Source organism: Terribacillus sp. AE2B 122, assembly GCF_902497585.1.
In the GTDB taxonomy this organism is placed as follows: domain Bacteria; phylum Bacillota; class Bacilli; order Bacillales; family Amphibacillaceae; genus Terribacillus; species Terribacillus saccharophilus_A.
The window spans coordinates 248,432-263,800 of sequence record NZ_LR700943.1 but is presented as its reverse complement, the minus strand read 5'-3'; the positions used below and the strand labels follow the sequence as shown (position 1 = coordinate 263,800).

Annotated in this window: 14 protein-coding genes; 4 read left to right on the top strand and 10 right to left on the bottom strand. The window is 44.0% G+C overall.

Annotation, left to right across the window (positions count from 1 at the left end):
- Positions 1-170: 170 nt before the first annotated feature.
- The 5 genes from AE2B122_RS06570 to rsgA all read right to left on the bottom strand — a co-directional run bounded on the left by AE2B122_RS06570 (position 171) and on the right by rsgA (position 5,177).
- Positions 171-1,034: a class II fructose-bisphosphate aldolase gene (locus tag AE2B122_RS06570; protein WP_095219315.1), complete on the bottom strand. Its 864-nt coding sequence runs from the start codon at positions 1,032-1,034 to the stop codon at positions 171-173.
- Between the two features lie 123 nt (positions 1,035-1,157).
- A complete protein-coding gene (locus AE2B122_RS06565; protein ID WP_175073434.1) occupies positions 1,158-1,535 on the bottom strand; it encodes a response regulator in 378 nt (125 codons plus the stop codon).
- Positions 1,536-1,676: 141 nt separating this feature from the next.
- Positions 1,677-3,284 carry a CTP synthase gene (locus AE2B122_RS06560; protein ID WP_175073433.1) on the bottom strand — a complete coding sequence of 536 codons (1,608 nt, stop codon included), beginning with the start codon at positions 3,282-3,284 and terminating at the stop codon, positions 1,677-1,679.
- Between the two features lie 179 nt (positions 3,285-3,463).
- Positions 3,464-4,009, bottom strand: coding sequence for a DNA-directed RNA polymerase subunit delta (rpoE, locus tag AE2B122_RS06555; protein WP_095268285.1), 546 nt, complete (start codon positions 4,007-4,009; stop codon positions 3,464-3,466).
- Positions 4,010-4,118: 109 nt separating this feature from the next.
- Positions 4,119-5,177 carry a ribosome small subunit-dependent GTPase A gene (gene rsgA / locus AE2B122_RS06550; protein ID WP_175073432.1) on the bottom strand — a complete coding sequence of 353 codons (1,059 nt, stop codon included), beginning with the start codon at positions 5,175-5,177 and terminating at the stop codon, positions 4,119-4,121.
- 276 nt (positions 5,178-5,453) lie between these two features.
- Here rsgA and AE2B122_RS06545 point away from each other — a divergent pair, with 276 nt between their 5' ends.
- Entirely contained in the window at positions 5,454-6,641 is a 1,188-nt protein-coding gene (locus tag AE2B122_RS06545; RefSeq protein WP_175073431.1) for a phosphatidylserine/phosphatidylglycerophosphate/cardiolipin synthase family protein, read from the top strand.
- 41 nt (positions 6,642-6,682) lie between these two features.
- Here the strand turns inward: AE2B122_RS06545 and argS are convergent, their stop codons facing one another.
- From argS to speE, 3 genes are read right to left on the bottom strand one after another with little or no spacing between them, the layout of a single operon-like run.
- Positions 6,683-8,353, bottom strand: a complete 1,671-nt coding sequence (gene argS, locus AE2B122_RS06540) for an arginine--tRNA ligase (protein ID WP_175073430.1) — start codon at positions 8,351-8,353, stop codon at positions 6,683-6,685.
- Complete coding sequence (locus AE2B122_RS06535; protein WP_095268281.1) at positions 8,350-8,790, bottom strand: DUF1934 domain-containing protein; 441 nt, start codon at positions 8,788-8,790, stop codon at positions 8,350-8,352. The genes argS and AE2B122_RS06535 overlap by 4 nt, the downstream gene beginning before the upstream one ends.
- Before the next feature lie 55 nt (positions 8,791-8,845).
- Complete coding sequence (speE, locus tag AE2B122_RS06530) at positions 8,846-9,673, bottom strand: polyamine aminopropyltransferase (RefSeq protein ID WP_175073429.1); 828 nt, start codon at positions 9,671-9,673, stop codon at positions 8,846-8,848.
- 184 nt (positions 9,674-9,857) lie between these two features.
- On the opposite strand from speE, the gene AE2B122_RS06525 reads away from it, so the two are divergent.
- Positions 9,858-11,891 carry a transglycosylase domain-containing protein gene (locus tag AE2B122_RS06525; protein WP_175073428.1) on the top strand — a complete coding sequence of 678 codons (2,034 nt, stop codon included), beginning with the start codon at positions 9,858-9,860 and terminating at the stop codon, positions 11,889-11,891.
- Between the two features lie 41 nt (positions 11,892-11,932).
- Here the strand turns inward: AE2B122_RS06525 and AE2B122_RS06520 are convergent, their stop codons facing one another.
- Positions 11,933-12,433, bottom strand: a complete 501-nt coding sequence (locus AE2B122_RS06520; protein ID WP_095268278.1) for a YwhD family protein — start codon at positions 12,431-12,433, stop codon at positions 11,933-11,935.
- A gap of 49 nt (positions 12,434-12,482) precedes the next feature.
- Positions 12,483-14,447, bottom strand: a complete 1,965-nt coding sequence (locus AE2B122_RS06515; RefSeq protein ID WP_175073427.1) for an ABC transporter permease subunit — start codon at positions 14,445-14,447, stop codon at positions 12,483-12,485.
- Positions 14,448-14,612: 165 nt separating this feature from the next.
- Here AE2B122_RS06515 and AE2B122_RS19150 point away from each other — a divergent pair, with 165 nt between their 5' ends.
- Together AE2B122_RS19150 and AE2B122_RS19145 are read left to right on the top strand one after the other, a co-directional pair.
- Entirely contained in the window at positions 14,613-14,897 is a 285-nt protein-coding gene (locus tag AE2B122_RS19150) for a hypothetical protein (RefSeq protein ID WP_254593437.1), read from the top strand.
- A 214-nt stretch (positions 14,898-15,111) separates the two neighbouring features.
- On the top strand, positions 15,112-15,345 hold the full coding sequence (locus AE2B122_RS19145) for a hypothetical protein (protein ID WP_254593436.1): 234 nt from the start codon (positions 15,112-15,114) through the stop codon (positions 15,343-15,345).
- The last annotated feature ends 24 nt before the right edge of the window (positions 15,346-15,369 follow it).

The window sequence follows — 15,369 nt, the reverse complement described above, 5'->3', positions numbered from 1 at the left end:
GCGAAAGCCAGAAACTGTGCCGGAAGTGATAAATCCCTGCGAAAGGAAAGACCGCCTTCCTCCGGGCTTTCTCTCTTCCTTCTCCGTTCCTAAACGGCTTTTTCTGCTTTTCGGTCTTAATAAAAAAAGAAAACTGTCCGTGGGGATCAGTTTTCTTTTTATGGTTTTACTTACGCTTTGCCTGAGGAGCCGAATTCGCGCATTTTGCCGATTACTGTTTCTTTAATCGCTTCGCGAGCTGGTCCTAGGTATTTACGTGGATCGTATTCATTTGGTTTTTCTGCCAATACTTCGCGGACGCGTTTAGCAGAAGAAATTTGGTTTTCTGTGTTCACATTGATTTTAGAAGTACCAAGCGTGATTGCTTTTTGGATATCTTTTGTCGGGATACCAGTACCGCCGTGCAATACCAATGGAAGGCTTGTTGTGTTGAAGATCTCTTCCATACGGTCGAAACCAAGGTTTGGTTCGCCTTTATAAGGGCCGTGTACAGAACCAAGCGCTGGTGCGAAGCAGTCAACGCCTGTTTCTTCCACTAGCTGTTTACATTCAGAAGGAATCGCATACGCTGCGTCTGCATCGTCTACGATAAGATCGTCTTCTTGTCCACCAATTCGGCCGAGTTCTGCTTCAACAGATACGCCGTGGAAGTGTGCAAGTTCTACTACCTTCTTCGTAAGTGCGATGTTTTCTTCCAATGGATGGTGGGAGCCATCGATCATTACGGAAGTGAAACCAGCATGGATCGCTTTCGCACATGTTTCGAAACTGGAACCGTGGTCAAGGTGAATTGCTACTGGGACAGTGATGTTATAGTCTTCCAAAAGACCTTTAACCATCAATACAACTGTCTTGAAGCCACCCATATATTTCGCTGCCCCTTCGGATACACCAAGGATGACAGGAGAGCTTTCTTCCTGTGCTGCTTGCAGGATTGCTTGTGTGAATTCAAGGTTGTTGATGTTAAACTGTCCTACAGCATAGTGATTATCTTTTGCTACATCTAGCATTTCTTTCATTGATACTAAAGGCATAACAAAAATCCTCCTTCAAATTTGCACGACGGTCGGCAACTATCTATGTGAAGTCGTGTATTTATCGCTTCCATACATAAGAATACCAACTCACCCGTCATGGTGCAACATTTCCTGCACTTTTTATACTTGATTCGACCCCTGTTTTACTGCTTGATTCACCAGTTTTCGCACATTTAGTATGTCAAAAGGCTTAGCAAGCACACAAATTAGAAAGTCATAATTCTGCAAGAAAGTTTCTGCTTCCTCCGCCAATCCACTCATCATGATTGTCGGGATAGACAAACCCTGTTCCTTCAGCCTATCTAGTACCGCTGGTCCATCGAGCACCGGCAGCTTATAATCGATTAGCAGTAAATCCGGCTTCTGTCTTTTTATCTGATCAAGAGCTTTTGCTCCTGTGCCGACGGAAATCACTTCATGTCCTTCTTCCCGGATGACTTCCTCCAGCAAAATTCTGATACCTGGCTGGTCATCCACGATCAACACGTGCTTACTCATCCGCATATCCCCCTAGAAAACGAAGCAAGCAACAGCTTGCTTCGACATAATGTTCACTGCTGTGACCCAATTACACCTTTTTCTAGTAAAAAGCTCCAAATTCCTGCTTCTCCACTCAAAATATTGTATACGGTCGTACAATCAGTTTTCTTTATGCTGTAAAGATGCTCCGACAAAACCATGGAACAAGGCGTGCGGGCGGTTTGGACGGCTCTTGAACTCCGGATGGTATTGAGAAGCAACGAACCAAGGATGATCCTTGATTTCGACAGTTTCAATCAGGCGACCATCAGGGCTTGTACCAGAGAAGACAAGGCCTTTTTCTTCCATCTGGGCACGGTATTGATTATTGAACTCGAAACGGTGGCGGTGACGCTCATAGATAACATCTTCATTAGCATAAGCTTCTTTTGTTTTCGTACCATCCTGCAGACGGCATGGATATACGCCTAAACGCAATGTACCGCCAAGATCGGAAATATCCTTCTGTTCAGGCAGCAAGTCGATAACTGGATGTGGAGTAAGCGGATCGATCTCACTGGAATGTGCACCTTCAAGATGCAACACATTACGTGCGAATTCGACAGTTGCCAGCTGCATACCTAGGCAGATACCCAGGAATGGAATTTTTCTTGTACGGGCATAGTGAATTGCTTCAATTTTACCTTGGATACCGCGATCACCGAATCCTCCCGGTACAAGGATACCATCTGCATTGCCAAGTAATTCCTCTGCATTATCAGTTGTTACATCCTCAGAATTGATCCATTTCACTTCGATATCTGTGTCATAAGGGTAGCCTGCATGCTTCAGAGATTCCACAACGGAAATGTACGCATCCTGCAGTTCCACATATTTTCCTACTAATGCGATCCGAACAGTTTTCTTAAGATTTGTTACATGCGCTGCCATCGCGGACCATTCTGTCATATCAGCTGGCGGACATTCCAATTTGAAATGATCGCAAACAAACTGATCCAAGTTTTGGCGCTGTAAAGCTAGCGGTACATCGTAAAGTGTATCGGCATCAATACATTCAACAACTGCATTGACTTCCAAATCGCAAGATGATGCAATTTTTTCTTTCATATCCTGACTGATAGGCATTTCAGAGCGAAGAACAATTGCATCTGGCTGGATACCAAGTGAGCGAAGTTCTTTTACGCTATGCTGTGTAGGTTTTGTTTTTAATTCTCCTGCTGCCTTGATGAAAGGTACAAGTGTACAATGCAGATACATCACATTGTCACGTCCGATATCGGATTTGATTTGACGAATCGCTTCCAAGAACGGCAAGGATTCGATATCCCCTACAGTTCCGCCGATTTCCGTGATGACAACATCTGCGTTCGTTTGTTTGCCGGCACGGAATACTTTGTCTTTGATTTCATTTGTGATGTGCGGGATAACTTGGACAGTCCCTCCAAGATAATCTCCGCGGCGTTCTTTTTTCAATACAGTAGAATAAATCTTACCTGTTGTTACGTTGGAATATTTATTCAAATCGATGTCGATGAAACGTTCATAGTGACCAAGGTCCAAATCCGTTTCTGCGCCATCTTCTGTAACGAAGACTTCTCCGTGCTGATATGGACTCATTGTTCCTGGGTCCACATTGATATATGGATCAAATTTCTGAATCGTCACCTGCAAGCCTCTATTTTTCAACAAACGGCCTAGTGACGCCGCTGTGATGCCTTTCCCTAGAGAAGATACAACTCCTCCTGTAACAAAGATATACTTTGTCAATGTAATCCCTCATTTCTAGCATTTATTTATAGAATACCCATGTCCTTAAAAAAGTTTGATAAAAAATAAAAAGCGTCCCCTTTGTTAAGGGAACGCGTCTTCGGACAATTAAAGAGCCCACATAAAATAATACTGATTCTACAGTGTAAAGTCAATAACATTCAGCGATTATAATTCGCTTAGCGGTCTTCCTCATCGTCATCTTCTTCACCAGTTATATGCATGTCTTCTCCGACGATTTCACGAGTATCTTCGTCTGTGTCCTCACTTTGATAATCACCTTCGTAATCATCTTCCGCGGCGTCATCGTCAGCTAGATCGTCATCTTCCTCTTCATCGCCGAAATCTTCGTCAAAGCCTTCTTCGTCCAGTGTGAAGTCTTCTTCAAGATCGTCAAGATCCTCATCTTCCTCCGCCACACGTTTCTTCCTTTTCTTCGTAGGTTCAACTGTAACATCTTCGTCAAATTGATCCACTGTATACCAGCTTTTCAATCCCCAAAGATTGGATCCTGCTGTCATGAAACGACCATCTACGTTCAAGTCCGTATAGAACTGAAGCAAGTATTCTTCACGTAGATTGGAGCTCAATTTTTTGATGTCAGCTACTTTATTGAATAACTCTTTATAATCGGTTGCTTTGTTTTCTTCCTCAAGAATCAGATTCGTCAATTCCACGAGGGAAAAGTCAGCAAGCTCTTCTTTGCTGTATTCTTTCAAACCCACTGTCACAGCACTCCCTTTATCCATAAGTTGGTTATGTTCACGTCTACCGTTTTAGAACCATACCTTACATTATATTGCCAGGCCTATCAAAATGCAATATTTCTTCAGATCAGCGGCGTTTTTTACCTTGTTTGACTTGCTTTGATAGCTGTTTGAACTGTTTTTTCTGTTCCAGCTGTGCTTTGGCAGATGTCTTATTATCAAGATACTGAAGCTCCCGCTGCAGCTTAAAATAGCTGCGGAGCCGCTCTTCCTCCAGCTCACCGGTCTGCACCGCCTCTTGCACTCGGCATCCAGGTTCATTGTTGTGTGTGCAATCACGGAAACGGCATGTTTCTCCCAATTGTTCAATATCGGTAAAAGCTGCTGACACACCAGTGTGCTGCGGATCCCATAGCTGCAGTTCACGCATGCCAGGGGTATCGATAATCATGCCGCCGCCTGGCAGCTGTACGAGCTCACGATGCGTTGTCGTATGCTTGCCTTTGCCATCATCTTCACGAATCCCCCCTGCCAGTTGTACATCTTTTCCATACAGCATGTTGACAAGGGTGGATTTACCTGCACCTGAAGAACCTAAGAAGGCCGCGGTTATACCGGGAGCTAGCTGCTTGCTGATCGCGTCAATTCCTCTTCTGTCAACTGCGCTCGTAACATGGATAGGCACACCTGGAGCTATTGCTTCCACTTCACTATATTTCTCCTCCAAGTTCCTACACAGGTCCCCTTTGCTTAAAACGATGACCGGTGATGCACCACTGTCATAAGCTGCCAATAAATAGCGTTCCAGTCTGCGAAGATTATAATCCTGATTTAACGCCATAACCAAATACACGTAATCGACATTCACTGCGACAATCTGTTCCTTTGTCACCGCTCCTGCCTCTTTGCGGGAAAACTTACTTTTCCGTGGCAGTAAAGCGTGTATTGTCGCTTTCCCTTCTTCATGCCGGGCATCGACTAACACCCAATCCCCGACAGCTGGAAAATCCCCAGTTTGCCGAAACTTCCCTGATGCTGTCGCAAGCATTTCTCCTCGGTCATCCAGCACTCTGTACATATGTTTATGCTCCAGCACGATACGAGCAGGCGTCAAAGCCTTATCATATATTTGCTTTACTGCTTCCAATTCGTCATTCCATCCTAATAAATTCAATGCTTCGTTCATGTTTTCCTCCTAGTGGTTGCTTTTTTAGCCATAATAAAAAGGACTGTTTGCACAGCCCTCCCACTAGAAGTTTAAATAGCAGAAATAATCTGCTACTCCAGACGAGCAGAAGGGATGTGCATAGTGACGGACGGCTTTTTCATCAACGTGTTTGTCAACATAATCATCATCCCTTTCTGCGTCCGGCTTTACCGTTCGCTCTGATTTGTTTATATGATACATGATATTGGCTATATTTGTAAAGCCTATTATTACTTGAGGAAAGGAGGTCAGTATATGTATATCTTTTTCCTCCTGCTGGCTCTCCTGTTCCTCATAATAGTACTTGTATGGGTGGACTTGTCGCTTGGCAGGAAGTACAGCAAAAGAAATGCAGTCAATCAGCTGGTCGGTCATAAGCATGCCTTTGTTTCCAAGTTCGATGACGGAGTCAACTTCTATGACGCGTTGATCCGTGACATAAAAGCTGCACAGATGTCAGTGGATATCCAGTTCTTTCTTGTAAAATGGGACGAACCTACACAGCAGTTGACAGAATTACTGCAAAAACGAGCACTGGAAGGAATCAAAATCCGCTTCCTGCTGGACAGAATCGGCGGCTACCGCTTACCCCGAAAAGAACGAAAGCGTCTGCGCCAATCGGGTGTTATGCTCCGATTTGCTAATATTCCACGTTTTCCTTATTTCCTGTATAACCTGAACTTCCGTAACCACCGGAAAGTGACCATCATTGATCAGCGCAGTGTCTATATCGGAGGATTCAATATTGGAAAAGAATACTTGAGTAAGGAGCCACGTTTTGGTTTCTGGCGTGATTGCGTCGTCAAGCTAGAAGGTGAGGCAGTATACACATTTGTACACTTATTTGCCTCTGACTGGGGAGATCCATTTCACGTATTACCGAAACAATCTCCTGCACTTGATGGAGCGCAGATAGAGGTTGTTATTACAGAGTCAGCTGGCTACGAAGATTGGCTGCTGCACCAAATACATCATGCGAGGGAATACCTTTATATCGGCACGCCTTACTGTGCTCCGACCAGACGTGTCGAGGCTGCCCTCAAACGAGCTTCAGAACGAGGTGTCGATGTCAGGCTGATGCTTCCTTCCAAAGTGGACCATTATGTTGTCAATCAAGTGTCTTTCCACTTTGCCCGACGTCTGCTGCAGCACGGCGTACGAATCAACTTGTATCAGAATGGATTTTATCATGCCAAAATCCTTCTTAGTGACGGATTATGGTGTGCTGTCGGTTCTGCCAATCTGGATGGACGGAGTCTGCTAATTAATAAGGAGCTTACTGTGACTATCAGGGAGAACGACCTCTTTTATGCCCAGCTGCTTGCTCTTTGGAAAAAAGATGAACAATCAAGCATTGCAGCTTCAGTTAAGACTATACAAAAACGCCCATGGATTGCTAAGGTGACCGGTATCCTCTTTAGGCCATTGCGTAATTACCTATAGAAAAAGCCCGCCAGCATTTCTGCTGACGGGCTTTTGTATTTTTACATTTTTTCTGGTGCTTCCACACTGATGAGACGCAGTGCATTTTTAATTGTGATACGAACAGACTTCATCAACGCGATCCGCGCTTTGGTTAGCTCTTCGTTATCTGGATTCAATACTTTCTCCGCATTATAGAAGCTGTGGAGTGCAGAAGCCAGGTCAAAGCTATATTGCGTGATGCGGTGCGGCATGCGTTTTTCAGCCGCGTCTGCGACTACTTGCGGGAATTCTCCAAGACGTTTTAAAAGATCCAATTCTTTCTCTGCAGTCAGAAGACTCGCATCATATGAACCTTCTGTCTGGAATCCTTTTTCAGCAGCCTGCGCGAGCATCGTGCTGATCCGGGCATATGCGTACTGCACATAGAAAACAGGGTTTTCGTTTGATTGTGATTTTGCCAAATCCATGTCGAAGTCAAGATGAGAGTCACTGGAACGCATAACGAAGAAGTAACGCATCGCATCGATGCCGACCTCTTCCATTAATTCACGCAGTGTAACTGCTTTTCCAGTACGTTTACTCATTTTCACCTTTTCGCCATTTTCGAACAGGTTGACCATCTGGATGATCGTAACTTCCAGTGTATCGGCGTCATAGCCTAGTGCTTGAATAGCAGCACGCATACGCGGGATATATCCATGGTGATCGGCTCCCCATACGTTGATTAGCTTGGAGAATCCACGATCCAGTTTTGTTTTATGATAGGCGATATCCGGAGTCAGATACGTATAGCTGCCATCTTGTTTAATAAGTACACGGTCTTTATCATCACCGAACTCTGTTGAACGGAACCAAACTGCTCCATCTTCTTCAAAGACATAGTCAGTTTTACGAAGTGTCGCCAATGCCGTATCGATCTTTCCGTCTTGATACAAAGAAGTTTCTGAATACCACACGTCAAATGGAACACGGAAATCAGCAAGATCCTTCTCCAGCTTTTTGAGTTCATACGTCAATCCATATTGACGGAAGAAAGCAAGGCGTTCCTCTTCTGGCTTCGCTGCATAGCTGTCCCCATACTCTTCGGCAAGCTGTTTCCCGATACCAATGATGTCCTTACCATGATAGCCATCCTCCGGCATCTCGGCATCTTGTCCAAGCGCTTGCAGATAACGCGCCTGCACACTGCGGGCAAGGTTGTCGATCTGGTTACCAGCATCATTGATATAATATTCGCGTCCAACCTCATAGCCTGCTGCATCGAGGATGTTGCAAAGAGAATCCCCTACTGCTGCACCGCGGGCATGTCCAAGGTGCAAGTCACCGGTCGGGTTCGCCGAAACGAATTCAACTTGAACTTTCTCTCCTTTACCTGCGTCCGTGCGGCCAAAATTATCGCCTGCTTCTAAAATAGTGGATACTAGTTCACCAAGATAGCTGTTACGCATGAAAAAGTTGATGAATCCTGGTCCGGCAATTTCAATCTTTTCTACAGGTGCTTGATTATAATCAAAGTTATTCTGCAAGTCCTCTGCAATTGCACGAGGTGCTTTTTTTGCAACACGAGCAAGCTGCATCGCAATATTCGTTGCATAATCGCCATGCGCTTTATCTTTCGGCTGCTCTAAAATGATAGCCGGAATTGTTTCTTTATCAGCTAAGCCAGCCTTTAAAACAGCATCCTGGATCGCCGTTTTTAATTTTTGTTCTGTTTGTTGTACGATATTCATCCGTTACTCTCCTCCTGCACACGCAACGTCAGTGCATGTCTTCTAGACTGCGCCTGATTTAAAGTTACTGTATAGCTTATCGTAAGTTCCGCCGGGCTGCCAGTTGCCAGTGGCGAGAACGTCATCGCGTGTGTGCTTGTTTCCATATGCATTGTACCATAAGGATGGCGGTATACGTTCTCTGTCGGCTGATTCTTTATGAAAACTTGCTTCATTTCAAATCCGCCTGAGCGTTTGATACTCACCTTATCAGCCGTGATGGTAATCAACGTCTTCGTTTCTCCGACTTCTTCGGATTCCTCGGTGAAATGGACGACTGTCAATCCCCCATTTGCGGAATAGGTACCGGCTGCCCGTAAAGTTGTGTATTCGGTGTCGTCTTCCTCCGTTATTGCCGTATTCATCTCGATCCATACCGGAATTTTTGTCTGGCGCATGCAGCTTTCCCCTTTCAGTAAGAAAAACGCTCCCCACGGAAGCGTCTCTCCATTTTTATTTCAATAAGTCCTGTACGAATTTCGGCAGGACAAAAGCAGCTTTGTGCAGCTCGGGTGTATAGTATTTTGTTTCGATTGGCTGGAACTGTTCTTCCTTCACTTCTGTCGGATGATGCACCTTGCTGCCCAACGTGAACGTCCATAGACCACTCGGATAAGTAGGGATATTCGCCGTGTATAGCTCTGTTACCGGGAAGATCTCCTTCACATCTTTGTACACTTGTGAAATCAAGTCAGCTTTGAACCACGGATTGTCTGTCTGCGCAACGAACAAGCCATCCTCTTTGAGCGCTTTTGCAATCCCAGCATAGAAGCCTTTCGTGAATAAGTTAACTGCTGGTCCTACTGGTTCTGTCGAATCAACCATAATGACGTCATAAGCGTTCTCACTTTCAGCTATATGCATGAAACCGTCACCGACGCGCACATCTGCACGAGGATCATCCATTTTACCTGCGATGGAAGGCAAGAACTTCTTGGAATACTCGATAACTTTGCCGTCGATATCAACAAGCGTCGCTTTTTTCACTTTGTCATGCTTGAGTACTTCACGGATAACACCGCCGTCTCCTCCGCCTACAATCAGCACGTTCTCAGGATTCGGGTGCGTGAACAATGGCACATGTGCTACCATCTCGTGATAGACGAACTCATCACGCTCTGTCGTCATAACCATGCCGTCCAATGTCAGCATATTACCCCATTCTTCGGTCTCGAGTATGTCCAATTTCTGAAAATCAGTCTGCTCACTATGAAGGGAACGCTTCACTTTTGCTGTGATACCAAAGCTATCTGTCTGCTTTTCTGTATACCAAAGTTCCATTAGCTGTCAAAACTCCTCTATGTGTAGAATCCTATATCATCTCGCAACTAGTGTTGGTCATTTTTATAGCTTTAAACAATCAAATTATAGAGAAAATCCGAAAAAAAGCAACCCTTTCCGATGTTTATTATCCTACTATAAGCCGATACTGTTTTTGACACCATGAAGGAAGCAGGCGATAGATTTGATTCGGATTCCGATAGCCAGTTGGCAGAAGTGGCTCCGGCCAAAAAGGCTGGCAGCCGTCATTCTCGGAGGCGTGATTACTGCCATCGGCGGACTGCTCCTCATCTGTTATCTGATGGGGCCTCCTCCGATGACAAATAAATGGAGTACGACATTTTATGCGAATGACAGCACAATCCTCGGTGAACAGTACGGCAACACACAAAAACGCTGGATAGCCTTGGATGAAGTCTCTCCTCACTTGATCCATGCAACTATTCTGGCAGAGGACAAGAACTTCTACAAGCATCATGGTTTTGCCTGGAAACGTATATTCGCTGCCGCCCTGCAGGACATCAAGGCTGGTGCCAAGGTTGAAGGAGCCAGCACCATTACCCAGCAATATGCCAAGAATCTTTACTTAACGAATGATAAGACGTGGGCACGAAAATTCAAGGAAGCAATATACAGTATCCGCTTAGAGATGTTTTATTCGAAGGATGAAATATTGGAAGGATATCTTAATACGATTTATTACGGGCATGGGATGTACGGTATCCAGGCAGCGAGCGATTATTATATGGATAAAGATCCTGGCAGTTTAACAGCTGCTGAAGCGGCACTGCTTGCCGGTATACCAAAAGGGCCCTCCTACTACTCCCCTTTTCAAAATAAAGAGCTTGCCGATGAAAGGCAGGAATATATTTACGGACTGCTGCAGAATGAAGGTTACATCACTGAACCCGAATCGCTTCCAGCTGTGTCGCTCTCAACAGAGCAGGAACGGGAAACAGTCAGACGTGCCGGTTACTTCCAGGATTATATTACAGACGAACTAGCCGATGTTCTGGAGATGGACGAGGATCAAGCTGCAACAGCTGGGTACCACGTCTATACAACGATGGATTCTGATCAGCAGCTTAAATTAGAAACACAAATAGCAGATACGATTCCGGCTGATACAGAGCTGCAGACAGGAGCAATTGCTATAGATCCAGATACTGGTGCAATCACAGCTATGGTCGGCGGAACTGATTACAAAGCGAGTACGTATAACAGAGCTACTACTTCTAAACGTATGCCAGGCTCCGCATTTAAGCCTTTTGTTTATTACACAGCCCTGAAAAACGGTTTTACACCGATGACACAGTTAAGAAGCGAAGAGACGACCTTTGAACTGCCGGATGGCGGAGAATATGCACCTGGTAATTTTCATGGCTATTATGCAAATGATGAAATCACAATGGTAGAAGCTATCGCGATGTCGGATAATATTTATGCAGTGAAAACGAATTTAATGGTTGGTGCAGAAAAGATTGCTGCAGATGCCAAGAAGCTCGGTATCACAAGTGAATTACAAGCAGTTCCATCCCTCGCTCTTGGAACTTCGCCGGTGTCTGTCGAAGAGATGGGTGTTGCCTACAGCCGGATAGCGAATGGCGGTAAACAGGTTGAAAGCTATACAATTGAAAAAATCGTCGATCGAAACGGTAAAACTATCTATACTCATAAACCGCAGAAAATCAAAAGCAAGCTGGATAAAAAAAGATTGTTCGTACTCACCGATTTGATGACAGGTATGTTCGATGACTCGCTTAGCAGCTATATGCGTGTCACAGGTGCCTCAATCAAGGATCAGCTAAGCCGGCCATATGCAGGAAAATCCGGTACAACAACGACTGATAGCTGGATGGTTGGTTTCAGTCCTGACTTGGTGACTGCCGTCTGGACTGGCTATGATAATAACCGCTCCATGGAGAAAGTAAAGGAGCTTGCATACAGCAAAGAGATTTGGGCCGGATTTATGGAAGCGGCGCATCAGGGCGAACCAATCAAAGCATTCCGGCCTCCTGCCGGCGTTCGAGGTATGTTTGTGGATCCTGATTCCGGCTTTCTTTCCACGTCATATTGCGAAAAGCGCCGATTCACTTATTTTGTACGAGGTACAGAACCTAAGCTATACTGCCGACCTGATTTAGATGAGTTCCCACTCCAGTCCGATCAGGAAGAACCGATGAATAGACGCAAACGCTGGTTTGATTGGCTGTTTTAATAAAAAAGCCGCTATCCCTTTTTGGGAAAGCGGCTTTTGATTTATTGCAATTGATTTTCTAAATCCTTTGGCGACCTGCTCCAGAATTCCGGCTTATATTCCTTAAGGAAATCCAGCAGCAATTCCTTCGATAGTTCATCCATATGATCGAGCACATACTTGCCTTTCATAGACTGCTCCATATGTTTCACATGCTCAGGCATCGACTTGTAGGCAATACGATTCGGCCGATCAACAAGAATTTCGCTGGCAGCAGCTCCAAAGTAATAAGGGCCATCGCCGCCATTTTGCACTGTCACCCAGACAATCCAATATAGCTTTCCATCTTGTACCTTTTCCTTCTCATGCTGAAAACGCACACGTCTTTCCACTTGACTGCGAGCATGCATCGCCGCCATATCAACATACGCCGTTTTCTCATTCGGATCAACGATGACAGGACTCATATTCTCGAGACTGATCGAACCTACGCCGTATCCGCCGTGACCATCTGTTGAATCATCCTTCATGATCGTGAAAGCATTATTTTTCTTCTTTTCCACGTATACCGCTCCCTCGACTTTTGCTTCTATAGTAGCATGTGTCGGATTATTACTTCAATTCAATTGTTTTATCATGGAAACGGAAAGCACCAGATGATGCAGTCAGACCAGCAGCTGCTTGCTTGTCTGACTCTTTTACTTTCAGCCTGCTATGCTTTGTCCCCTTAATACCCAGTCTGCTGTGTTCTACTTCCTTTAATCCCTCGACTATCATCTGCACACAGAATATGAGGAATAGAAATGCGGCAATGACAACTGCACTGTAATAACCTTCTGGCTGCATGAGCATGTACCGAAGAAATGGTATCTGAGACGACCATTCTGTTGTGGCTGGGTAAACTAAGTCTCCTTTAACAACTGTCCCTCCAAAATATACTGCGAAAATCCCTAGATGAATAAATAAAACAAGCACTTGGGCTGTTTGCTGTCCGAATAGAATGAAACATCTCATGCGTATCTGCGGCCATACATGTTTTCGTATGAGATGCAGTTTGCTTCCTCCAAGTACAGTCCCACTCGTAACAAAAGCAGTGGAAAGTGCTTGGTCAATTTCTTTGCTTAAAAGCGAAGTTGTAAGCGGGAGTACAAGTAAAAGCAAAATCAGCATCTGCCAAAAGATCTTTTCCATTATATTAAGATCATAATAAACACTTGGCCCAATAATTGGATTTAATAGGAAAAGAGCCAATAATGATTGCGGGATATAATGCAGAATGTCCGTGAACTTGTCCAAACTTTCCCTAACTTTCATTGGAACTAAGAGTACATAGGGGATAGCTAGTAGAAGTCCACCACCAATCCGAAAAGCCGCGAGAAGGATAGCAAAACCAATTGTGAATTTTGCACCTGTTATGAGCACATCATCTAAATGTTTTCCGCTCCTGTCAGTTCCGAGCCAGTAATCATCATCAGGTGGAAATGGTGCCCTATCCACCATTTTGCCATCCTCGTATCGATACTCTGACACTTGAATTGACGGATTAGCCCATACAGTATAAAGACAGCTCGAAAGGAACAAAAGCAGAATTAAAGCCGAACCAGTCATGAATTTCCAGTTACGGTATACTGGAGAATATTTGATATTTCCCTTGAGAAAAAGTGTACTCCCTTTCTGCCTTTTTCCGATTAAAGGTACCTTTCTCCAGACCGGCTGTTCCTGTTTGACTACACTTTTTCTCACAAGAACTCTGTCAGCAACTCCGTAAATAATATAAAAAGGAATAAAGAAAAACACCAATATAAAGAATATCTCGATGGCATTTGGTGCGTTCATTAACAGTAAGTCTTTCAATATACTAGTAATACCGTATAAATTCATAATATATTCAATGGCTGGAATAGTAGACATAGTTGCCCATGTAATTACCTTCGTATGCAGAAAAGCAGTAGGTAAAATGTTTCGCAGCATATGTACAAAAAGAATATAACTTTTGCTTAACCCTTTGCTTTGTGCCAGGACGACATAGTCTTTTGATCGTTCTTCCTCCAGCATGGACAAGACAATTCGGTAAAAGGAAAAGAACGGTAAAATAGCGATAATAAGAATTGGAAGAATATAAATCTCATCGTTACCAACTGAACTAAATTGCAGCAGGAGAAAGCCGAATTGTTTGTACAGGAAAACAACAAGCAGCTGGATTCCAAAAGCTATAAGTACATCAGGGATTGATTCCGCGATGTTGCCTAATCGTTTCATCGGCTCCACTACCTTTTTAGGCAGCAAAAAAGAAAACACTGCAAAAAGCATACCACCACCAAACCCTGTCACTAGGGCAAGAACCAAAATAGTCATAGAATAAGATATAGCATCACCAAAGAAATAGGTTATTGAATAGGTCCTATTAAATGGTGTTGTGTACACCCACTGAGTTGGATCCATTACTTGTTCGACTAAATGAATGACATTTTGCCAATACCCGAAAAAACCTGCGGAAAAGACAGATGGAATACAGCTTACTAGTAATATAGCTACCAGGCCTAATCCTAGATAACCAAAGAAAGAAACAATGCGCATACATGACCCACTTTCAACATATGTTTCCTTCTATTATATTACAATATTCTGTAAATTTACCAGAAAATTGAGAATCAATAATTATTAAATCCAGTCAAATACAAAACTATTAACACCCTACAGCCGATTAGGGAGCATTTTATCCGGGAAGAGTACCAACATCAAATGTCGAAAGGAATATTTCATGTATTTTGGCTCAGTTTGATTTTCGCAGCAGGATTCGCTCTTATCCATTACTTCTCTAAGTACATGAGTTTTCTGAGGGAGACACACCGGAGTAAATTTCTATCTGTTTCTGCAGGAATAGCTGTTGCCTACGTGTTCGTCCATCTTCTCCCTGAGTTAAATACTTATCAGGAACAACTGGAAACAAAACTTGGAGATAGTATTTGGCGCTATGCAGAACATCATATTTATATTGTTGCTCTAATTGATTGGAAAGAATGGTGACAGTATCAAAACGGACAGACAAACTCAAAAATCCTGAAGTTGCAGGTTCCGGTATTTTCTGGCTGCATATCAGCTCTTCTTTCTATATAACGCTATTATAGGCTACCTGCTCGTACGGGAAGAGTATGAATCTCCCTCGGAATGCTGTTTTACTTTCTCGCTTTAGGTGTCCACTTCATTACCAATGACCGGAGTCTTCGGAGTGACCACAAACATGTCTATGATAAGTACGGAAGATTACTTCTTACAGCTGCCATTCTATTTGGCTGGATCATTGGCGGATTTAACCGAATTGAACGAAGTAGCAATCTCGATACTCAATGCCTTTATTGCAGGCGGTATTGTATTGAATGTGCTGAAGGAAGAGCTTCCTGAAGAAAAGGAAAGCAGTATCGGAAGCTTTCTGCTTGGCGCAGTCGGCTATACCATATTGTTATTACTGGTGTAAGTAAAAGAGCGAAGGATCACAGAG

Bases quoted from the DNA above. Each gene is read 5' to 3' on its own strand.
- AE2B122_RS06570 (WP_095219315.1), bottom strand. From the start codon at position 1,034: ATGCCTTTAGTATCAATGAAAGAAATGCTAGATGTAGCAAAAGATAAT.
- AE2B122_RS06565 (WP_175073434.1), bottom strand. From the start codon at position 1,535: ATGAGTAAGCACGTGTTGATCGTGGATGACCAGCCAGGTATCAGAATT.
- rsgA (WP_175073432.1), bottom strand. From the start codon at position 5,177: ATGAACGAAGCATTGAATTTATTAGGATGGAATGACGAATTGGAAGCA.
- AE2B122_RS06545 (WP_175073431.1), top strand. From the start codon at position 5,454: ATGTATATCTTTTTCCTCCTGCTGGCTCTCCTGTTCCTCATAATAGTA.
- argS (WP_175073430.1), bottom strand. From the start codon at position 8,353: ATGAATATCGTACAACAAACAGAACAAAAATTAAAAACGGCGATCCAG.
- AE2B122_RS06535 (WP_095268281.1), bottom strand. From the start codon at position 8,790: ATGCGCCAGACAAAAATTCCGGTATGGATCGAGATGAATACGGCAATA.
- speE (WP_175073429.1), bottom strand. From the start codon at position 9,673: ATGGAACTTTGGTATACAGAAAAGCAGACAGATAGCTTTGGTATCACA.
- AE2B122_RS06515 (WP_175073427.1), bottom strand. From the start codon at position 14,447: ATGCGCATTGTTTCTTTCTTTGGTTATCTAGGATTAGGCCTGGTAGCT.
- AE2B122_RS19150 (WP_254593437.1), top strand. From the start codon at position 14,613: ATGTCGAAAGGAATATTTCATGTATTTTGGCTCAGTTTGATTTTCGCA.
- AE2B122_RS19145 (WP_254593436.1), top strand. From the start codon at position 15,112: ATGTCTATGATAAGTACGGAAGATTACTTCTTACAGCTGCCATTCTAT.